Raw genomic sequence first — 18,814 nt, 5'->3', positions numbered from 1 at the left:
GAGATGAATGGAATTGATCGGGATGGACGTCTTACCGTGCGAGAGCCCGGCAGAAATCGACGATGCGTTGCGCGCCCTCGACGCATTCGGGGGTGTCCGCGACGAGCGCGATCCGGATGAAATCGCGGCCCGGATTCGTGCCGTGCGCGTCGCGCGCCAGGTACGAGCCGGGCAGAACCGTCACATTATAGTCGGCGTACAGGCGGCGGGCGAACTCGGTGTCCGACAGGCCGGTGCGCGCGACGTTGGCCCACAGGTAGAACGCGGCGTCGGGCAGCTTCACGTCGATCACGTCGGCCAGCATCGGCGTGACCGTGTTGAACTTCTGCAGGTACAGCGCGCGGTTCTCGCGCACGTGCGCCTCGTCGTTCCACGCGGCGATGCTCGCGTGCTGCCAGACCGGCGACAGCGCGGCACCGTGGTAGGTGCGGTACAGCAGGAATTTCTTGAGCAGCGCGGCGTCGCCGGCGACGAAACCCGAGCGCATGCCCGGCACGTTCGAGCGCTTCGAGAGGCTCGACAGCATCACGAGGCGCTCGAAGCCGCGCCCCAGGCGGTGCGCGGCCTCGAGGCCGCCGAGCGGCGCCGCCGCTTCGTCGAAATAGATTTCCGAATAGCACTCGTCGGACGCGATCACGAAACCGTGGCGGTCGGACAGCGCGAACAGCTCGCGCCAGTCGTCGAGCGTCAGCACGGCGCCCGTCGGGTTGCCCGGCGAGCACACGTACAGCAGCTGGGTGCGCGCCCAGACCTCGTCGGGCACCGCCGCGTAGTCACACGCGAAGTTGCGCGCCGGGTCGCTGTTCGCGAAATAGGGTTCGGCACCGGCCAGGAGCGCTGCCCCTTCGTAAATTTGATAGAACGGATTCGGACAGAGTACGATCGCCTTCTTGCCGTCCGCGCTCGCGCGTGAGTCGATCACCGTCTGCGCGAGCGAGAACAGCGCCTCGCGCGACCCCGACACGGGCAGCACTTGCGTGGCCGGATCGATCGCCGGCAGCCCATAGCGGCGTTCGAGCCAGTGCGCGATCGACGTGCGCAGCGCGTCCGAGCCGGCCGTGGCCGGGTACGACGCGAGGCCGTCGAGCGCGGCTACCACGGCGTCGCGGATCAGCGCCGGCGTCGGGTGCTTGGGCTCGCCGATGCCGAAGCTGATCGGTTTCAGGCCGGCAGCGGGCGTACCGGCAGCGGGCATACCGGCACCGGGCGTCACGTCCTTGAACAGGGCGCGCAGCTTTTCGAAGGGATAGGGCTGGAGCGAGTCGAGTCGAGGGTTCACGGGCGAAGCGGCCGTCGCGGCCGGTTGGAGCGAAAGGGGCGGCGCAGGTGCCGCACGGCTGCGAACGGGCGCCGACGGCGCGCGGCTCGCAACGGACGATTATAGCGTGACGCAATGCGGTCACGGCCGCCGCAGCGGCGGCCGGGCCGGTCGAATAAAGGGTATCGAACCACATGAATAACGCGGTACGCGGCAGCCTGCCGACGCTGGCCATCCTGATCGGCGCTTCGGTATGGGGCCTGATCTGGTATCCGCTGCGCATCCTTGCGTCGCTCGGCCTCACCGGCACGCTGGCGAGCGCGCTGACGAGCCTCGTCGCTTTCCTGTTCGTGATCGTCGTGCGCCACCGCACGATCGCGACGCTGCGCTGGCACTGGGTGCTGCCGGGCATCGCGATCACGGCCGGCGTGACCAACCTCGGCTTCGTGTGGGGCACGATCCACGGCGAAGTGCTGCGCGTGATGCTGCTGTTCTACCTGACGCCGGCGTGGACCGCGATCTACGCGCATTTCCTGCTGCGCGAGCGGCTGACCTGGGCCGGCGCGGGGCTCGCGGCGCTGTCGATCGCCGGCGCGATGCTGATGCTGTGGTCGCCGACGCTCGGCGTGCCGCTGCCGGCCAACCCGGCCGAATGGGCGGGGCTCGCGGCCGGCCTGAGTTTCGCGATGAACAACGTGCTCGTGATCAAGGCGAGCCGCGAGCTGCCGGAGATGCGCGCCGAGATGCGCACCGCGACGCTGTTCGGCGGCGCGGCGGTGTTCGGCGCGATCGCGTCGCTGTTCGAGGGGCTGCCGGCCGCGCCGGCCGGCGGCCAGCTCGGCACAGCCGCGCTGATCGTCGTCGCGATCGGCGTGACGATCGCGGTGAACAACCTGCTCGTGCAATACGGGCTTGCGCGCGTGCTGGCAAACCGCGCGTCGATCATCATGCTGTTCGAGATCGTGATCACCGCGCTGTCCGCATGGGTGTTCGCGAGCGAACTGCCGAGCGCGCGCGAGTGGGCGGGCGGCGCGTGCATCGTGCTGGCGACGCTGCTGTCGAGCCGGGTCCATCGTGCCGCGCCGGCACGGGGCAAACCCGGCGACGGGCGGGACGGCGCACGCGCGATGGTATGATGGAAGCCGTTTGCGGGGCCCAACGCTGGATGCGCGCGGCCCCGCTTTTGAATTCCGGGGCGCATCGCGCACATGGGCCGTCCGGCCCCGCGCGTCGCGGCCCGTTCCGTTTCACACCTTCTTCACATCCGATACCGCCGTGCGTCTGAGCTCGATCAAACTCGCTGGCTTCAAATCCTTTGTCGATCCCACGCATTTCCAGGTTCCGGGCCAGCTAGTCGGCGTGGTGGGCCCGAACGGGTGCGGCAAGTCCAACATCATCGATGCCGTGCGCTGGGTGCTCGGCGAGTCGCGCGCGTCCGAGCTGCGCGGCGAGTCGATGCAGGACGTGATCTTCAACGGCTCGACCGCCCGCAAGCCCGGCAGCCGGGCAAGCGTGGAACTGATCTTCGACAACTCCGACGGCCGCGCGGCCGGGCAGTGGGGCCAGTACGGCGAGATCGCCGTGAAGCGCGTGCTGACGCGCGACGGCACGTCGAGCTACTACATCAACAACCTGCCGGCGCGCCGCCGCGACATCCAGGACATCTTCCTCGGCACGGGCCTCGGCCCGCGTGCGTACGCGATCATCGGCCAGGGCATGATCGCGCGGATCATCGAGGCGAAGCCGGAAGAGCTGCGCGTGTTCCTCGAGGAAGCCGCGGGCGTGTCGAAGTACAAGGAACGCCGCCGCGAGACCGAGAACCGCCTGCACGACACCCGCGAGAACCTGACGCGCGTCGAGGACATCGTCCGCGAGCTCGGCGCGAACCTCGAGAAGCTCGAGGCGCAGGCCGTCGTCGCGACCCGGTACAAGGAACTCGTCGCCGATGGCGAGGAGAAGCAGCGCCTGTTGTGGCTGCTGCGCAAGAACGAGGCCGCCGGGGAGCAGCAGAAGCAGCAGCGCGCGATCGAGCAGGCGCAGATCGACCTCGACGCGCAGACGGCCCGGCTGCGCGAGGTCGAGTCGCAGCTCGAGACGCTGCGCGTCGCGCATTACTCGGCGAGCGACGCGATGCAGGGCGCGCAGGGCGCGCTCTACGAGGCGAACGCCGAAGTGAGCCGCCTCGAGGCCGAGATCAAGTTCATCGTCGAATCGCGCAACCGCGTGCAGGCGCAGATCGCCGCGTTGAACGCGCAGCGCGAGCAATGGCGCGCGCAGGCCGAGAAGGCGCAGGACGAGCTCGAGGAAGCCGAGGAAGCGCGCGCGATGGCCGACGAGAAGGCCGCGCTCGCTGAAGACAACGCGGCCGCGAAACACGACGCGCTGCCGGCGCTCGAAGCGAAGTGGCGCGATGCGCAGGCGCAGCTCAACGACGAGCGCGCGCGCATCGCGCAGACCGAGCAGTCGCTGAAGCTCGAGGCCGCGCACCAGCGCAATGCCGACCAGCAGCTCCAGCAGCTTCAGCAGCGCCATGAGCGCCTGAAGTCCGAGGCGGGCGGGCTTGATGCACCGGACGAAACGCAGCTCGAAGAATTGCGCATGCAGCTCGCCGAGCAGGAAGAGATCCTCGCCGAGGCGCAGGCGCGCTTGGCCGATGCGCAGGAAGCGCTGCCGCGTCTCGACGCCGAACGCCGCGCCGCGCAGGAGCGCGTGCAGGCCGAAAGCGCGCAGATCCACCAGCTCGAGGCGCGGCTCGCCGCACTCAAGCAGCTGCAGGAGAACGTGCAGACCGAAGGCAAGATCCAGCCGTGGCTCGACAAGCACGAACTCGGCGCGCTGCCGCGCCTGTGGAAGAAGCTGCACGTCGAAGCGGGCTGGGAAGCGGCGCTCGAGGCCGTGCTGCGCGAGCGCCTCGCCGCGCTCGAAGTGTCGAATCTCGACTGGGTGAAGGCGTTCGCGACCGATGCGCCGCCCGCCAAGCTCGCGTTCTACGCGCCGCCGGCCGCCGGTGAACCGCCGGCCGCCGCGGCCGGGCTGCGCCCGGTGCTGTCGCTCGTGCGCATCGACGATGCGGGCATTCGTGCGGTGCTGAACGACTGGCTCGGCAACGTGTACGTTGCCGACGACGTCGCGCAGGCGCTCGCGACGCGTGCGCAACTGCCGGCAGGCGGCGCATTCGTCGTCAAGGCAGGCCACATCGTCACGCGCGTCGGCGTGCAGCTGTACGCGGCCGATTCGGAGCAGGCCGGGATGCTGGCCCGCCAGCAGGAAATCGAGAACCTGGCCCGCCAGGTACGTGCGCAGGCGCTGCTCGCCGACGACGCCCGCACGGCCGCGGTGCGCGCGGAAGCCGCGCACACGCAGGCCACGCAGGCGCTCGGCGACGTGCGCGCGCAGGCCGAACGCGCGACGCAGCGCGTGCACGCGCTGCAGATGGACGTGCTGAAGCTCGCGCAGGCGCATGAACGCTACACGCAGCGCAGCACGCAGATCCGCGAGGAACTCGAGGAAATCGGCGCGCAGATCGACGAGCAGCGCGCATTGCGTGCCGAATCGGAAGCGAACTTCGAGCGTTTCGACGGCGAACTCGCGGAACTGCAGGCGCGCTTCGAGGACAACCAGCTCGCGTTCGAAGCGCTCGACGAATCGTTGACGCAGGCGCGCCAGGAAGCGCGCGATCTCGAGCGCGGCGCGAACGACGCGCGCTTCGCCGCGCGCAACGCGGTCACGCGGATCGACGAGCTCAAGCGCAGCATCCAGGTCGCGCACGAGCAGAGCGAACGCGTCGCCGCGTCGCTGGAAGACGCGCGCGCCGAACTCGAAACGATCAACGAGCAGACCGCGCACACGGGCCTGCAGGACGCGCTCGAAATTCGCGCGGTGAAGGAAGAAGCGCTGCAGGCCGCGCGGATCGAACTCGACGACCTGACCGCGAAGCTGCGCGCGTCGGACGAGCAGCGTCTCGTCGCCGAGCGTTCGCTGCAGCCGCTGCGCGACCGCATCACCGAGCTGCAGTTGAAGGAGCAGGCCGCGCGCCTGGCCGTCGAGCAGTTTGCCGAGCAGCTCACGACCGCCGAGGTCGACGAGGAAGCGCTGCGCGAGAAGCTGACGCCGGACCTGAAACCGTCGTACCTGCAGGGCGAGGTCACGCGCCTGAACAACGCGATCAACGCGCTGGGCCCGGTGAACATGGCCGCGCTCGACGAGCTGAAGGCCGCGAGTGAGCGCAAGGTGTTCCTCGATGCGCAGTCGGCCGACCTGACCGATGCGATCACGACGCTCGAGGACGCGATCCACAAGATCGACCAGGAAACCCGCACGCTGCTGCAGGGCACCTTTGACGAGGTCAACCGTCACTTCAGCGACCTGTTCCCGCGCCTGTTCGGCGGCGGCCAGGCGAAGCTGATCATGACGGGCGACGAAATCCTCGACGCGGGCGTGCAGGTGATGGCGCAGCCGCCGGGCAAGAAGAACGCGACCATCCACCTGCTGTCGGGCGGCGAGAAGGCGCTGACCGCCACCGCACTGGTGTTCGCGATGTTCCAGCTGAACCCGGCGCCGTTCTGTCTGCTCGACGAGGTCGACGCGCCGCTCGACGACGCGAACACCGAGCGTTTCGCGAATCTCGTGCGCGCGATGTCCGACAAGACGCAGTTCCTGTTCATCTCGCACAACAAGATCGCGATGGAGATGGCGCAGCAACTGATCGGCGTGACGATGCAGGAGCAGGGCGTATCGCGGATCGTCGCGGTGGACATGGAAACCGCCGCGGGTTTTGCCCAGAATTGACGTGTGACGAAACCGGACCGCGTTCGCGCGGCGCATGGGCGCCCGTTCGCGGGTCCGACGAAAAAGAATTGCTGATGGAGCGTGCATGGACGAGTTGACACTCGGTTTGATCGGCGCCGGCGCCGTCGTGGTGGGCGGCGTCGTGGTCTACAACGCGTGGCAGGGCGCGAAGGTGCGGCGCAGGATGCCGCGCCCGATGCCGGAAGAGGCGGCCGAGGCGATGAATCGCCCCGAGCGCGACGAGGAGCTGCCGTTCATCGAGCCGGTGCGCCAGCCCGCGCGCCGCGAATCCGCGGCACCGGCGGCACCGGCGGCGGGCGCCGCGAGCACGCCGGCTGAAGCAGCGCGCGTCGAGCCGACCTTCGGCAGCGCGGCGCCTGCCGACATGCCGGCCGATCTGCAGGCCGAGGCCACCGGGGGCGACACGCAGCCGGAATCGACCGAGCCAGCCAGGCGGCCCGTCGACGAAGGGGCGGTCGCCGCTGCAAGTGACGCGCCGGCCGGCCACGCATCGACCGAGCCTGCCGAACCCGTGCTGCCGGCCGCGACGACGATCTCGTCGGCACCGCCCGCGATCGTCGATCGCCGGATCGACTGCATCGTGCCGATTCGCCTCGGCGGGCCGCTGCCCGGCGACAAGATCCTGCCGGCCGCGCAGCGGCTGCGCCGCGCGGGCAGCAAGCCCGTGCATATCGAAGGCAAGCCGGAAGGCGGCCAGTGGGAACTGCTGCAGAATGGCATGCGCTATGAAGAACTGCGCGCGGCCGCACAGCTCGCGAACCGCAGCGGCGCGCTGAACGAGCTCGAATTCTCCGAATTCGTGACGGGCGTCCAGCAGTTCGCCGATACGATCGACGGCGCACCGGAATTCCCGGACATGATGGAGACGGTCGCGATGGCGCGCGAGCTCGACGGCTTCGCCGCGCAGTGCGACGCGCAGTTGTCGATCAACGTGATGTCGGACGGCGCGCCGTGGTCGGCGAACTACGTGCAGGCCGTCGCATCGCAGGACGGGCTGCTGCTGTCGCGCGACGGCACGCGTTTCGTCAAGCTCGACGCGAAGCAGAACCCCGTGTTCATGCTGCAGTTCGGCGACACGAACTTCCTGCGCGACGACCTGACGTACAAGGGCGGCAACATGATCACGCTGGTGCTCGACGTGCCGGTCGCCGAAGAGGACATCCTGCCGTTCCGGCTGATGTGCGACTACGCGAAGTCGCTGTCCGAGCGGATCGGTGCGCGGGTCGTCGACGATTCGCGCCGGCCGCTGCCGGAATCGACGCTCGTTGCGATCGACCAGCAACTGATGAAGCTGTACGCGAAGCTCGAGGAAGCAGGCATCCCGGCCGGTTCCCCGGTCACGCGACGCCTGTTCAGCCAGTAACGCGTTTCACGGGCGGTGGCCATCGGTGCCGCCGCCGTCCGTCGCTGCACTGCCGCACACACGCCGCCTGTGTGCGCTGCAGCCGGCTTGCGCGGCACGCATCGCGTGCCCCCGTCGCGGCGTCAAACTGAGATAATCGAACATCCGATTTTTCAGAACGAAACTGCCGCCAGCATGGCCCGAACCCAAGCCGAACCGCCAGCCAGCCAGCCCGACACGCGTGCCGCGTGGCTGCGCGACCAACTCGAGCGGGCGAATTACGCCTATTACGTGCTCGACCAGCCGGATCTGCCCGACGCCGAATACGATCGACTGTTCGGCGAGCTGCAGCAACTCGAAACCGATCATCCCGAACTCGTGACGCCCGACTCGCCGACGCAGCGCGTCGGCGGCGAAGTGGCGGGCGGTTTCACGCCGGTCGTCCACGATGCGCCGATGCTGTCGCTGAACAACGGCTTCGCCGACGAGGACATCGCCGCGTTCGACAAGCGCGTCGCCGATGCGCTCGACAAGACGACCGATCTCGCCGGCTCGGTGACGGAACCCGTCGAATATGCGTGCGAGCTGAAGTTCGACGGGCTCGCGATCTCGCTGCGCTACGAGCACGGCGTGTTCGTGCAGGCGTCGACGCGTGGCGACGGCACGACCGGCGAGGACGTGACGGAGAACGTCCGCACGATCCGCTCGATCCCGCTGAAGCTGAAGGGCGCCCACGTGCCGGCCCTGCTCGACGTGCGCGGCGAGGTGCTGATGTTCAAGCGCGATTTCGCACGCCTGAACGAACGCCAGCGCGCGGCCGAGCAGCGCGAATTCGCGAACCCGCGCAACGCGGCGGCCGGCAGCCTGCGCCAGCTCGATCCGAAGATCACCGCGCAGCGTCCGCTGTCGTTCTTCGCGTACGGGATCGGCGTGCTCGACGGGGTGCCGATGCCGGACACGCATAGCGCGCTGCTCGACTGGTATGAGTCGTTCGGCCTGCCGGTGAACCGCGAGCGCGCGGTCGTGTACGGCGCCGACGGCCTGCTCGGCTTCTTCCGCAAGGTCGGCGAGAAACGCGAGTCGCTGCCGTACGACATCGACGGCGTCGTCTACAAGGTGAACCGGCGCGACGAACAGGATCGCCTCGGCTTCGTGTCGCGCGCACCGCGCTTCGCGCTCGCGCACAAGTTTCCCGCGCAGGAAGCGCTGACCAAGCTCGTCGCGATCGACGTGCAGGTCGGCCGCACGGGTGCGATCACGCCGGTCGCGCGGCTCGAACCCGTGTTCGTCGGCGGCGCGACGGTGACCAACGCGACGCTGCACAACGAGGACGAAGTGCGCCGCAAGGACATCCGGATCGGCGATACCGTGATCGTGCGGCGCGCGGGCGACGTGATCCCCGAAGTCGTCGGCGCGCTGCTCGATCGCCGGCCGGACGATGCGGCCGAATTCGTGATGCCGACCGAATGCCCGGTGTGCGGCTCGAAGATCGAGCGGTTGCCGGACGAGGCGATCGCGCGCTGCACGGGCGGCCTGTTCTGCCCGGCACAGCGCAAGCAGGCGCTGTGGCACTTCGCGCAGCGTCGCGCGCTCGACATCGACGGGCTCGGCGAGAAGATCATCGATCAGCTCGTGGAACTGAATCTCGTGCGCACGCCGGCCGACCTGTTCAATCTCGGTTTCGCGACGCTCGCGGAACTCGATCGGTTCGCCGAGAAGTCCGCACAGAATTTGCTCGACTCGCTCGAGAAGGCGAAGCACACGACGCTCGCGCGCTTCATCTACGGGCTCGGGATTCGCCATGTCGGCGAATCGACCGCGAAGGATCTCGCGAAGCACTTCGGCTCGCTGACCCCGATCATGGACGCGTCGATCGAGGAACTGCTCGAAGTCAACGACGTCGGGCCGATCGTCGCCGAGTCGATCCACCAGTTCTTCGCGGAAGAACACAACCGCACCGTGATCGAGCAGCTGCGCGCGCCCGGCAAGGTCACGTGGGCCGAAGGCCCGCCCGCGCCGAAGGCGCCGCAGGGCGTGCTGGCCGGCAAGACGGTCGTGCTGACGGGCACGCTGCCGAATCTCACCCGCGACGCGGCGAAGGAGATGCTCGAAGCGGCCGGCGCGAAAGTCGCGGGCTCGGTATCGAAGAAGACGGATTACGTGGTCGCGGGTGCCGACGCCGGCAGCAAGCTCGCGAAGGCCGAGGAACTCGGCATCCCCGTACTGGACGAAGACGGACTGCACCAACTCCTGGAGGGCAACACCCCATGATTCGCGAGATCCTGAAGATGGGCGATCCGCGCCTGCTCGAAGTCGCCAAACCGGTCGCGCAGTTCGACACGCCGGAGCTGCACGAGATCGTCGCGGACATGTTCGAGACGATGCATCACGCGAACGGCGCGGGGCTCGCCGCGCCGCAGATCGGCATCGGGCTGCAGATCATCATCTTCGGCTTCGGCAGCAACAACCGCTATCCGGACGCGCCGCCCGTGCCCGAGACCGTGCTGATCAACCCGAAGCTCGAGTACCTGCCGCCGGACATGGAAGAGGGATGGGAAGGCTGCCTGTCGGTGCCGGGCATGCGCGGCGTCGTCAGCCGCTATGCGAAGGTGCGCTACAGCGGCTACGACCAGTTCGGCGCGAAGATCGACCGCGTCGCCGAAGGCTTCCACGCGCGGGTCGTCCAGCACGAATACGACCACCTGATCGGCAAGCTGTACCCGATGCGGATCACCGACTTCACGCGCTTCGGCTTCACCGAGGTGCTGTTCCCGGGGCTCGATCCGATCGACGACGACTGACCCCGGCACGCGGCGGTGCGCGATGTTGCGCGCCGTCGTGACGGAAACGACAAAGCCCGCTTGCGCGGGCTTTGTCATTGCGTGGCGCGGTGCGTGCCTGCTGTCAGAACGACTCGTCGGGCGACAGGTAGCGCCATTGCCCTTGCGGCAGCGCGCCAAGCATCACGCGGCCCATCCGCACGCGCTTCAGGCCGATCACTTCGAGACCGACCAGTTCGCACATCCGGCGGATCTGGCGCTTCTTGCCTTCACGCAGCACGAAACGCAACTGTTCGCCGTTCTGCCAGCTCACCATCGCGGGCTTCAGTGCGACACCGTCGAGTTCGAGGCCGTGGCGCAGCTTCGCGAGCGATTCGGCGGGGAAGTGCTGATCGATGTCGAGCAGCCGTTCGCCGAAGCGCACGCGCACCAGGTATTCCTTGTCGATGTCCGACTGCTCGCCGATCAGCTGCTTCGCGATCCGGCCGTTCTGCGTCAGCACGAGCATGCCGGTCGAATCGATGTCGAGCCGGCCGGCCGGTGCGAGCGCATGCAGATGCTGCGGCGAGAAGCGCAGCGGCGAGCGGTCGCCGCTCCACTGGTTGGCGCGCGTGATCAGCACCGACGCGGGCTCGTAGCCGTCTTCCGCCTGACCGGACACATAGCCGACCGGCTTGTGCAGCAGGATCGTCACCTGCGCGGCCTGCGCGGCGCTCGCGCGCTCGTCGATCTCGATCTTCTGGTCGGGACGGACCTTGGTGCCGAGCGTGTCGATGCGTTCGCCGTCGACGAGCACCCAGCCTTTTTCGATCCATTCGTCGGCTTCGCGGCGCGAGCACAGGCCGAGCTCGGACATGCGCTTCGACAGGCGCATCAGGCCGGTTTCGTCGCCGTGATCGATGTCGGCGGCGCGGCGCTTGACCGGTTGTGCGGTATTCGGCGCGGCGCCGGTCGAGCGGCGCTCGGTGTTGCCGCGCTCGCCGTCGCGTGCGGGGCGCGCCGGGCGGTCGGACGACGTGCGGCGCTCGCCGAAGCTGCGCTTCTCGCCGTAGCCGGTGGCCTTGTCGCGATAGGGTGCGCGTGCAGCGCCTTCGGTGCCTGCGCGGCGCGGCCGTGCATCGTCGTCGTTGCGGCGCGCGGGGCGGTCGGAGGACGTACGGCGCTCGTCGAAACTTCGCTTCGGCGCATCGCCGGTTGCCTTGTCGCGATAGGGGGCGCGTGCAGCGCCTTCGGCACCTGCTCGGCGCGGGCGTGCGTCGTCATCGCTGCGGCGCGCGGGGCGGTCGGAGGACGTACGGCGTTCGCCGAAGCTGCGCTTCTCGCCGTAGCCGTCTGCCTTGTCGCGATACGGTGCGCGTGCGCCGCCTTCGGCGCCTGCGCGGCGCGGCCGTGCATCGTCGTCGTTGCGGCGAGCCGGGCGGTCGGACGGCGTACGGCGTTCGCCGAAACTGCGCTTCGGCGCATCGCCGGTTGCCTTGTCGCGATACGGTGCGCGTGCGCCGCCTTCGGTGCCCGCGCGGCGCGGCCGCGTATCGTCGTCGCTGCGGCGAGCCGGGCGGTCGGACGGCGTACGGCGCTCGTCGAAACTGCGCTTCGGCGCATCGCCGGTTGCCTTGTCGCGATACGGTGCGCGTGCGCCGCCTTCGGCGCCTGGGCGGCGCGGCCGAGTATCGTCGTCGCTGCGGCGAGCCGGGCGGTCGGACGACGTACGGCGTTCGCCGAAGCTGCGCTTCTCGCCGTAGCCGTCTGCCTTGTCGCGATAGGGTGCGCGTGCGCCGCCTTCGGTGCCCGCGCGGCGCGGCCGCGCATCGGGCTTGCCTTCGGCGCTGCGATACGGGCGCTCGGCACCGCCGTCACGCGGTGCGCGCTTCGCCGGCGCACGATCCGCGCCCGGGCGTTCCGCGCCGCGCGGCTTGAACGCGCGTTCGCCGGCGGCTGCCGGAGCGGCGGCCTTCTTCGGGCGCGGCGGCTTGTCGGCCGCGGGCGGCGGGGCGGGGCGCACCGCCTTGCGAGCGACGAGGCTGCCGGAGCGGACGGGGGCGCGGGTCGGCGACGCCGGACGCGGATTCTTGACGGTTAATTTGGTGCGCATAAACGCTGGGATTCATTCAGACTGCGATCGCGCGCAGCAATTCGGTTTCGAGCTGGATCTGCAGGCGGTTGTCGGACAGGCCGGCACCGTCGAGCAGGAAGATGTCCTCGACGCGTTCGCCGAGCGTATTGATCCGCGCCGCGTGGACGCCGACCTGATGCTCGGCCAGTACGCGCGCGATCGAATAGAGAAGGCCCGGCCGGTCGTTGGCGGACACGGACAGGATGTAGTACTGGCCACGCTCGTCGGCCCGGAGGTCGACGCGCGGCGTGATCGGAAACGTCCGGGACAGCCGCGACAGGCGGCCCTTGGACGGCTCTGGCAGCGGGGCGGTCTCGGCAAGGCGCGTCGCGAGCTGCTGTTCGACGAGATTCGCGATGTCGCGATAGCGCACGTCGCGTTCGGTCTGCGTGACGATGAAATTGTCTAGCCCATAGCCATGCCGCGTGGTGCTGACGCGCGCATCGAGCACCGACAGTCCGTTGCGGTCGAAGTACGCGCAGATGCCCGCGAACAGGTCGGGGCGGTCCTTCACGTACACGAGCACCTGCAGCGCGTCGCCGATCGGCGACGGCCGTGCGCGGACGATCGCGGTCTCGGCATTCACGTGCCGGTACAGCACGCGCGTTTGCCATGCGATGTCGGCCGCGTCGTGACGCAGGAAGAAGCCGACGTCGAGCTGATCCCACAGCGCGCGGTGCGCGTCCTCGGGCACGGTCTCGAGGCGCAGCAGCGCGAGCGCCTGCTCCTGGCGCGACTTCAGTTCCGAATGCGCATCGGGGTTGGCGCCGCCGAGCACCGCGAGCGTGATGCGGTAGAGATCCTCGAGCAGCTTGCCCTTCCACGTGTTCCACACCTTCGGGCTCGTGCCGCGGATATCGGCGACGGTCAGCAGGTACAGCGCGGTGAGGTGCCGTTCATTGGCGACCACTTCGGCGAAGCGCTTGATGACTTCCGGGTCGCTCGTGTCCTGCTTCTGCGCGACCTGGCTCATCGTCAGGTGATGCTGGACGAGCCATACGATCAGCGCCGCGTCGTCGCCGGTGATGCCGTGCTCGCGGCAGAAGCGTCGCGCGTCGACCATCCCGAGCGTCGAATGGTCGCCGCCGCGGCCTTTCGCGATGTCGTGGAACAGCGCGGCGACATACAGCACCCACGGGCGCTCGAAATTGCCGATCAGCTGGCTGCAGAACGGGTATTCATGCGCATGCTCGGCCACCGCGAAGCGGCGGAGGTTGCGCAACACCATCAGGATGTGCTGGTCGACCGTATACACGTGGTATAGATCGTGCTGCATCTGGCCGACGATGCGGCGGAAATTCAGCAGGTAGCGGCCGAGCACGCTCGTCTGGTTCATCAGCCGGAATGCATGCGTGATGCCCTCCGGCTGCTGCAGGATCTGCATGAACGTGCGGCGGTTCTGCGGATCGCGCCGCCACGTGTTGTTCATGATCTCGCGCGAGTTGTACAGCGCACGCAGCGTGCGGGCGGACAGGCCCTTCACGCCGCGCGTCACCTCGTACAGCAGGAATGCTTCGAGAATCGCGTCGGGATGGCGTTCGAACACGCCGTCGTCGACGATCTCGAGCATGCCCTGCTTCTCGACGAAACGATCGGGCGACAGCACGCGCGTGATGCCGCTCGTCGCGGGGAACAGCTGCGCCTCGATGTTCTGGATCAGGATCGTCGCGAGCTGCGTGACCGCCTTCGCGGCCCAGTAATAGCGGCGCATCAGCTGCTCGCTCGCGCGCTTGGCCTGCGTCGGCCGGTAGCCGAAGCTCTCGGCGGCCTGCGTCTGCAGGTCGAACACGAGCATGTCCTGGCGGCGGCCGGCGATCACGTGCAGCCGCGCGCGCAGCGTCTTCAGGAATCCTTCGTTGCGGCGCAGCTCACGCGCCTCGCGCTCGGTGATGAGCCCGCGCGTGTCGAGCTCGCGCCAGCTGCTGCCGAAGCCGGCCGCGCGCGCGATCCAGAGGATCGTTTGCAGGTCGCGCAGCCCGCCCGGGCTTTCCTTCACATTCGGCTCGAGGCTGTACGGCGTGTCCTGGCACTTCGCGTGGCGCTGGCGCATCTCGAGCACCTTCGCGGTGAAGAACGCGCGGGCGTCGAGCGCCTCGTGGTACCGCACGGTGAAGCGTTCGAACAGCGCGGTGCTGCCGACGATGCGGCGCGCCTCGAGCAGCGAGGTCTGCACGGTGACGTCCTGCGACGCTTCCTCGATGCATTGCGCGACCGTGCGCACGCTGCTGCCGATCTCGAGGCCGAGATCCCACGCCATCCCGATGAAGCGCTCGATGCGCGCGTCGAGCGCCGGGTCGTGCGCGTCGGGCAGCAGCACGAGGATGTCGACGTCGGAGTAGGGCGCGAGCTCGCCGCGTCCGTAGCCGCCCACGGCGACGAGCGCGAGCGTCGCGGGCATTGCGCAGTCGTCCCACACGCGCTTGAGCGCATCGTCGGTGAGTTTCGACAGCGCGTGCATCAGCGACGCGACGTTCGTCGCGCTGCGAAAGCGCTCGAGCATGTCGACCTTGGCGGCCTTGAATTCGGCGCGCCGCGACAGCGCTTCGGACGAGGGGGCGGCGTGAGCGCTCATGGGTGGCCGTTCAGGTCGGGGGCGGGGCAGGGCGGGCAGGCGGGCGCGGCGGCGCTCAGACCGCGGCGGCCGGTTGCGCGAACACCGGGCGTGCCGGCGTGCCGGCCGACACGGTCAGCACCTCGTAGCCCGTCTCGGTGACGAGCACGGTGTGCTCCCATTGGGCGGACAGGCTGCGGTCGCGCGTCTTGACCGTCCACTGGTCGGGCATCGTGCGGATGTCGCGCTTGCCGGCGTTGATCATCGGCTCGATCGTGAAGATCATCCCGGCCTTCAGCTCGATGCCGGTGCCCGGACGGCCGTAGTGGACGACCTGCGGATCTTCGTGGAACACCGTGCCGATGCCGTGGCCGCAGTATTCGCGCACGACGCTGTAGCCCTGCGCTTCCGCGTGCTTCTGGATCGCATAGCCGATGTCGCCGAGGTGCGCGCCGGGCTTGACCTGGTCGATGCCGAGCCACATGCACTCGTAGGTGGTCTGCACGAGGCGCTTCGCGAGGATCGAGCCCTCGCCGACGATGAACATCCGGCTGGTGTCGCCGAAGTAGCCGTTCTTGATCACGGTGACGTCGATGTTCAGCGCGTCGCCGTTCTTGATCACCTTCTCGCCCGGAATGCCGTGGCAGATCACGTCGTTGACCGAGATGCAGGTGGCCTTCGGGTACGGCGGGTAGCCGGGCGGCTGATAATTCAGCGGCGCGGGGATCGTACCCTGCTCGTTGAGCATGAATTCGTGACAGAGCCGGTCGAGTTCGGCGGTCGTGACGCCGGCGACGACGTGCGGCGTGATGAAGTCGAGCACTTCGCTCGCGAGACGGCAGGCGACGCGCATCTCGGCGATGTCGTGTTCGTTTTTGAGCGTAATAGCCATCGAGGTATGCCTGGAATGCGGTGAATTGACGGATTATCGCACCTTATGGCTGGCCTCGCAGCCCCTGCCGGCGGTGCCGATGCGGGTTTTCGGGGATTGTCCGGCCGGCTGCCGCGCGGCAAGCGAAAGTGGCGGGCGACTTGAGAGCCGACAAATCGGCGTGCTATACTCTTTGGCTAAGTCGACATCCAAATGCCGAACCTGCCTCGTTTTGGGGCAGCATGGCGATGAAAGGCTTGTGGCACGCGCATTTTCGCACGTGCCGAACTCGCAAGCCGGCGCAACCAAGGGTGCCGGCCGCGCGGAACGAAGGTCCTTCGGGGTGCGTTCGCGCGGCGGTACGGCAGCCGGCTTAAGACCCAACCCTCGTGGAGAATTCACATGGCAGTTACGATGCGCCAAATGCTGGAAGCGGGTGTCCACTTCGGTCACCAGACGCGCTTCTGGAACCCGAAGATGGCTCCGTTCATTTTCGGTCACCGCAATAAGATTCACATCATCAACCTCGAAAAGACGCTGCCGATGTTCACGGACGCACAGAAGTACGTGCGCCAGCTGGCAGCGAATCGCGGCACGATCCTGTTCGTCGGCACGAAGCGCCAGTCGCGTGACACGATCGCCCAGGAAGCGCAACGTGCGGGCATGCCGTACGTCAACGCGCGCTGGCTCGGCGGCATGATGACCAACTTCAAGACGCTGAAGGTATCGATCAAGCGCCTGAAGGACATGGAAGCGGCCGTCGAATCGGGCGAAACCGAGAAGATGAGCAAGAAGGAAGCGCTGCTGTTCGAGCGCGAAATCGCCAAGCTGCAGAAGTCGATCGGCGGCGTGAAGGACATGGGCGGCATTCCGGACGCGATCTTCGTCATCGACGTCGGCTACCACAAGATTGCCGTCACGGAAGCGAACAAGCTGGGCGTGCCGGTCATCGCCGTGGTCGACACGAACCACTCGCCGGAAGGTGTGGATTACGTGATCCCGGGCAACGACGACTCGAGCAAGGCAGTCGCGCTGTACGCTGAAGGCGTGGCCGACGCGATCCTCGAAGGCCGTGCCAACGCGGTCAACGAAGTGGTCCAGGCCGCACGCGGCGACGACGAGTACGTCGAGGAAAACGCGTAACTGGCCCCGAGCCGGCGCAAAAAGGGGGCTCTCAACAGGCCCCCTTTTTTTAAGCTTGTGCGCCGGACCTGATCGCGTCGAATCGGCGCGGGTCCGGAAACGATTTTCGGCCGTTCGCGTCCAAGCGGGCGGCGTTGTGAATACAGACTCAAGGAGCGAATGATGGCGGCAATTACCGCAAGCATGGTGGCAGAACTGCGCGCAAAGACCGACGCACCGATGATGGAGTGCAAGAAGGCGCTGACGGAAGCCGACGGCGACCTGGCCAAGGCTGAAGAGCTGCTGCGCGTCAAGCTCGGCAACAAGGCGAGCAAGGCGGCATCGCGCGTGACGGCCGAAGGCGTCGTCGCATCGTTCGTCGGCGGCAATGCAGGCGCGCTGGTCGAACTGAACTGCGAAACCGACTTCGTCGCGAAGAACGACGACTTCCTCGCATTCTCGAAGACGGTCGCGGAACTCGTCGCGACGCAGAACCCGGCCGACGTGGCCGCGCTGTCGGCGCTGCCGCTCGAAGGCTCGACGGTCGACGCCGTGCGCCTCGCGCTGATCGGCAAGATCGGCGAGAACGTCTCGATCCGCCGTTTCGTGCGCTTCGAAACCGCGAACAAGATCGCGACGTACCTGCACGGCGCGCGCATCGGCGTGATCGTCGAGTACACGGGTGCGGACGAGCAGGTCGGCAAGGACGTCGCGATGCACATCGCCGCGATGAAGCCGGTCGCGCTGTCGTCGGCCGACGTGCCGGCGGAACTGATCGACACGGAACGCCGCGTGGCCGAGCAGAAGGCTGCGGAATCGGGCAAGCCGGCTGAAATCGTCGCGAAGATGGTCGACGGCAGCGTCCAGAAGTACCTGAAGGAAGTGTCGCTGCTGAACCAGACGTTCGTGAAGAACGACAAGCAGACGATCGAGCAGATGCTGAAGGCCGCGAATTCCACGGTGCAGAAGTTCGCGCTGTTCGTCGTCGGCGAAGGCATCGAGAAGCGCCAGGACGACTTCGCCGCCGAAGTGGCCGCGCAAGTCGCAGCAGCAAAGCAGCAGTAAGCAGTCAGGCAGTATCCGCGGCGGGCGTCCGCTCCGCCGCGGCCGGCGGCGGCGCCGGCCGGCCGGGAACCCCGGTCCGACCGGCGGCGCTTGCCCGAATCAGTATTTCGCCCCTACAGTTCGTGGTTGTCATCCTCTCGTCGCTCGGAAGCCCCTATGTCCAATGCCTATAAACGCGTCCTCCTCAAACTCTCCGGCGAAGCGCTGATGGGCGACGATGCCTTCGGCATCAATCGCGCGACGATCGAACGGATGGTGGCGGACATTGCCGAAGTCGTGGGTCTCGGTACGCAGCTTGCGGTCGTGATCGGCGGCGGTAACATTTTCCGCGGTGTCGCGGGCGGTGCGGCCGGCATGGACCGCGCGACGGCCGACTACATGGGGATGCTGGCGACGATGATGAACGCGCTGGCGCTGCAGGACGCGATGCGCCACGCCGGCATCGTCGCACGCGTGCAGTCCGCGCTGCGCATGGACCAGGTCGTCGAGCCGTACATCCGGCCCCGCGCGATCCGCCAGCTCGAGGAAGGCAAGGTCGTGATCTTCGCGGCCGGCACGGGCAACCCGTTCTTCACGACGGACACGGCCGCCGCGCTGCGCGGTTCGGAAGTGGGCGCCGAGGTCGTGCTGAAGGCGACCAAGGTCGATGGCGTATATTCTGCCGATCCGAAGAAGGATCCGTCGGCCACGCGCTACGCGACGATCAGCTTCGACGAGGCGATCAGCCGGAATCTGCAGGTGATGGACGCGACGGCCTTCGCGCTGTGCCGCGACCAGAAGCTGCCGATTCGCGTGTTTTCGATCAACAAGCCGGGCGCGCTCAAGCGTATCGTGCTGGGCGAGGACGAAGGTACGCTCGTCCACGTGTAAACTCCCGCGGATGCGGGCAAGCGGCGTGGGTCG

The 18,814-nt window shown here is 68.0% G+C and carries 12 protein-coding genes; 8 read left to right on the top strand and 4 right to left on the bottom strand.

Annotation, left to right across the window (positions count from 1 at the left end; genetic code table 11):
• Positions 1 to 31: 31 nt before the first annotated feature.
• A complete protein-coding gene (gene dapC, locus SB786_RS07330) occupies positions 32 to 1,279 on the bottom strand; it encodes a succinyldiaminopimelate transaminase (RefSeq protein WP_410726929.1) in 1,248 nt (415 codons plus the stop codon).
• Positions 1,280 to 1,452: 173 nt separating this feature from the next.
• On the opposite strand from dapC, the gene SB786_RS07325 reads away from it, so the two are divergent.
• The 5 genes from SB786_RS07325 (at position 1,453) to def (ending at position 10,210) form a co-directional block, all read left to right on the top strand.
• Positions 1,453 to 2,394, top strand: a complete 942-nt coding sequence (locus SB786_RS07325) for a DMT family transporter (RefSeq protein WP_410726928.1) — start codon at positions 1,453 to 1,455, stop codon at positions 2,392 to 2,394.
• A 139-nt stretch (positions 2,395 to 2,533) separates the two neighbouring features.
• Positions 2,534 to 6,046, top strand: coding sequence for a chromosome segregation protein SMC (smc, locus tag SB786_RS07320; protein WP_410726927.1), 3,513 nt, complete (start codon positions 2,534 to 2,536; stop codon positions 6,044 to 6,046).
• An 85-nt stretch (positions 6,047 to 6,131) separates the two neighbouring features.
• A complete protein-coding gene (locus tag SB786_RS07315; protein WP_410726926.1) occupies positions 6,132 to 7,430 on the top strand; it encodes a cell division protein ZipA C-terminal FtsZ-binding domain-containing protein in 1,299 nt (432 codons plus the stop codon).
• A gap of 174 nt (positions 7,431 to 7,604) precedes the next feature.
• Positions 7,605 to 9,680 carry an NAD-dependent DNA ligase LigA gene (gene ligA / locus SB786_RS07310; protein WP_410726925.1) on the top strand — a complete coding sequence of 692 codons (2,076 nt, stop codon included), beginning with the start codon at positions 7,605 to 7,607 and terminating at the stop codon, positions 9,678 to 9,680.
• Complete coding sequence (def, locus tag SB786_RS07305) at positions 9,677 to 10,210, top strand: peptide deformylase (RefSeq protein ID WP_410726924.1); 534 nt, start codon at positions 9,677 to 9,679, stop codon at positions 10,208 to 10,210. The genes ligA and def overlap by 4 nt, the downstream gene beginning before the upstream one ends.
• 103 nt (positions 10,211 to 10,313) lie before the next feature.
• On the opposite strand, the gene SB786_RS07300 is transcribed toward def, so the two are convergent.
• From SB786_RS07300 to map, 3 genes are read right to left on the bottom strand one after another with little or no spacing between them, the layout of a single operon-like run.
• Positions 10,314 to 12,281, bottom strand: coding sequence for a pseudouridine synthase (locus tag SB786_RS07300; protein ID WP_410726923.1), 1,968 nt, complete (start codon positions 12,279 to 12,281; stop codon positions 10,314 to 10,316).
• Positions 12,282 to 12,297: 16 nt separating this feature from the next.
• Positions 12,298 to 14,874, bottom strand: a complete 2,577-nt coding sequence (locus tag SB786_RS07295) for a [protein-PII] uridylyltransferase (protein ID WP_410726922.1) — start codon at positions 14,872 to 14,874, stop codon at positions 12,298 to 12,300.
• Between the two features lie 55 nt (positions 14,875 to 14,929).
• Positions 14,930 to 15,745: a type I methionyl aminopeptidase gene (gene map / locus SB786_RS07290; RefSeq protein WP_006752148.1), complete on the bottom strand. Its 816-nt coding sequence runs from the start codon at positions 15,743 to 15,745 to the stop codon at positions 14,930 to 14,932.
• A 381-nt stretch (positions 15,746 to 16,126) separates the two neighbouring features.
• Here map and rpsB point away from each other — a divergent pair, with 381 nt between their 5' ends.
• From rpsB to pyrH, 3 genes are all read left to right on the top strand, one after another.
• Complete coding sequence (gene rpsB / locus SB786_RS07285; protein WP_006758564.1) at positions 16,127 to 16,867, top strand: 30S ribosomal protein S2; 741 nt, start codon at positions 16,127 to 16,129, stop codon at positions 16,865 to 16,867.
• 162 nt (positions 16,868 to 17,029) lie between these two features.
• The gene (gene tsf / locus SB786_RS07280) at positions 17,030 to 17,911 is read left to right on the top strand and encodes a translation elongation factor Ts (RefSeq protein ID WP_006752150.1); all 882 of its coding nucleotides are present in this window, start codon (positions 17,030 to 17,032) and stop codon (positions 17,909 to 17,911) included.
• Positions 17,912 to 18,067: 156 nt separating this feature from the next.
• Positions 18,068 to 18,781, top strand: a complete 714-nt coding sequence (gene pyrH, locus SB786_RS07275; RefSeq protein ID WP_006752151.1) for a UMP kinase — start codon at positions 18,068 to 18,070, stop codon at positions 18,779 to 18,781.
• The last annotated feature ends 33 nt before the right edge of the window (positions 18,782 to 18,814 follow it).

The sequence above is a fragment of the Burkholderia sp. SIMBA_062 genome (genome assembly GCF_046534765.1).
Taxonomy (GTDB): Bacteria; Pseudomonadota; Gammaproteobacteria; order Burkholderiales; family Burkholderiaceae; genus Burkholderia; species Burkholderia ambifaria.
The sequence above is the reverse complement of the archived record's forward strand: the minus strand, read 5'-3'. Positions and strand labels throughout refer to the sequence as shown.

Excerpts from the sequence above, each read along its gene's own strand:
- SB786_RS07325 (WP_410726928.1), top strand. The coding sequence starts at position 1,453 with ATGAATAACGCGGTACGCGGCAGCCTGCCGACGCTGGCCATCCTGATC.
- SB786_RS07315 (WP_410726926.1), top strand. The coding sequence starts at position 6,132 with ATGGACGAGTTGACACTCGGTTTGATCGGCGCCGGCGCCGTCGTGGTG.
- ligA (WP_410726925.1), top strand. The coding sequence starts at position 7,605 with ATGGCCCGAACCCAAGCCGAACCGCCAGCCAGCCAGCCCGACACGCGT.
- def (WP_410726924.1), top strand. The coding sequence starts at position 9,677 with ATGATTCGCGAGATCCTGAAGATGGGCGATCCGCGCCTGCTCGAAGTC.
- SB786_RS07300 (WP_410726923.1), bottom strand. The coding sequence starts at position 12,281 with ATGCGCACCAAATTAACCGTCAAGAATCCGCGTCCGGCGTCGCCGACC.
- SB786_RS07295 (WP_410726922.1), bottom strand. The coding sequence starts at position 14,874 with ATGAGCGCTCACGCCGCCCCCTCGTCCGAAGCGCTGTCGCGGCGCGCC.
- map (WP_006752148.1), bottom strand. The coding sequence starts at position 15,745 with ATGGCTATTACGCTCAAAAACGAACACGACATCGCCGAGATGCGCGTC.
- rpsB (WP_006758564.1), top strand. The coding sequence starts at position 16,127 with ATGGCAGTTACGATGCGCCAAATGCTGGAAGCGGGTGTCCACTTCGGT.
- tsf (WP_006752150.1), top strand. The coding sequence starts at position 17,030 with ATGGCGGCAATTACCGCAAGCATGGTGGCAGAACTGCGCGCAAAGACC.
- pyrH (WP_006752151.1), top strand. The coding sequence starts at position 18,068 with ATGTCCAATGCCTATAAACGCGTCCTCCTCAAACTCTCCGGCGAAGCG.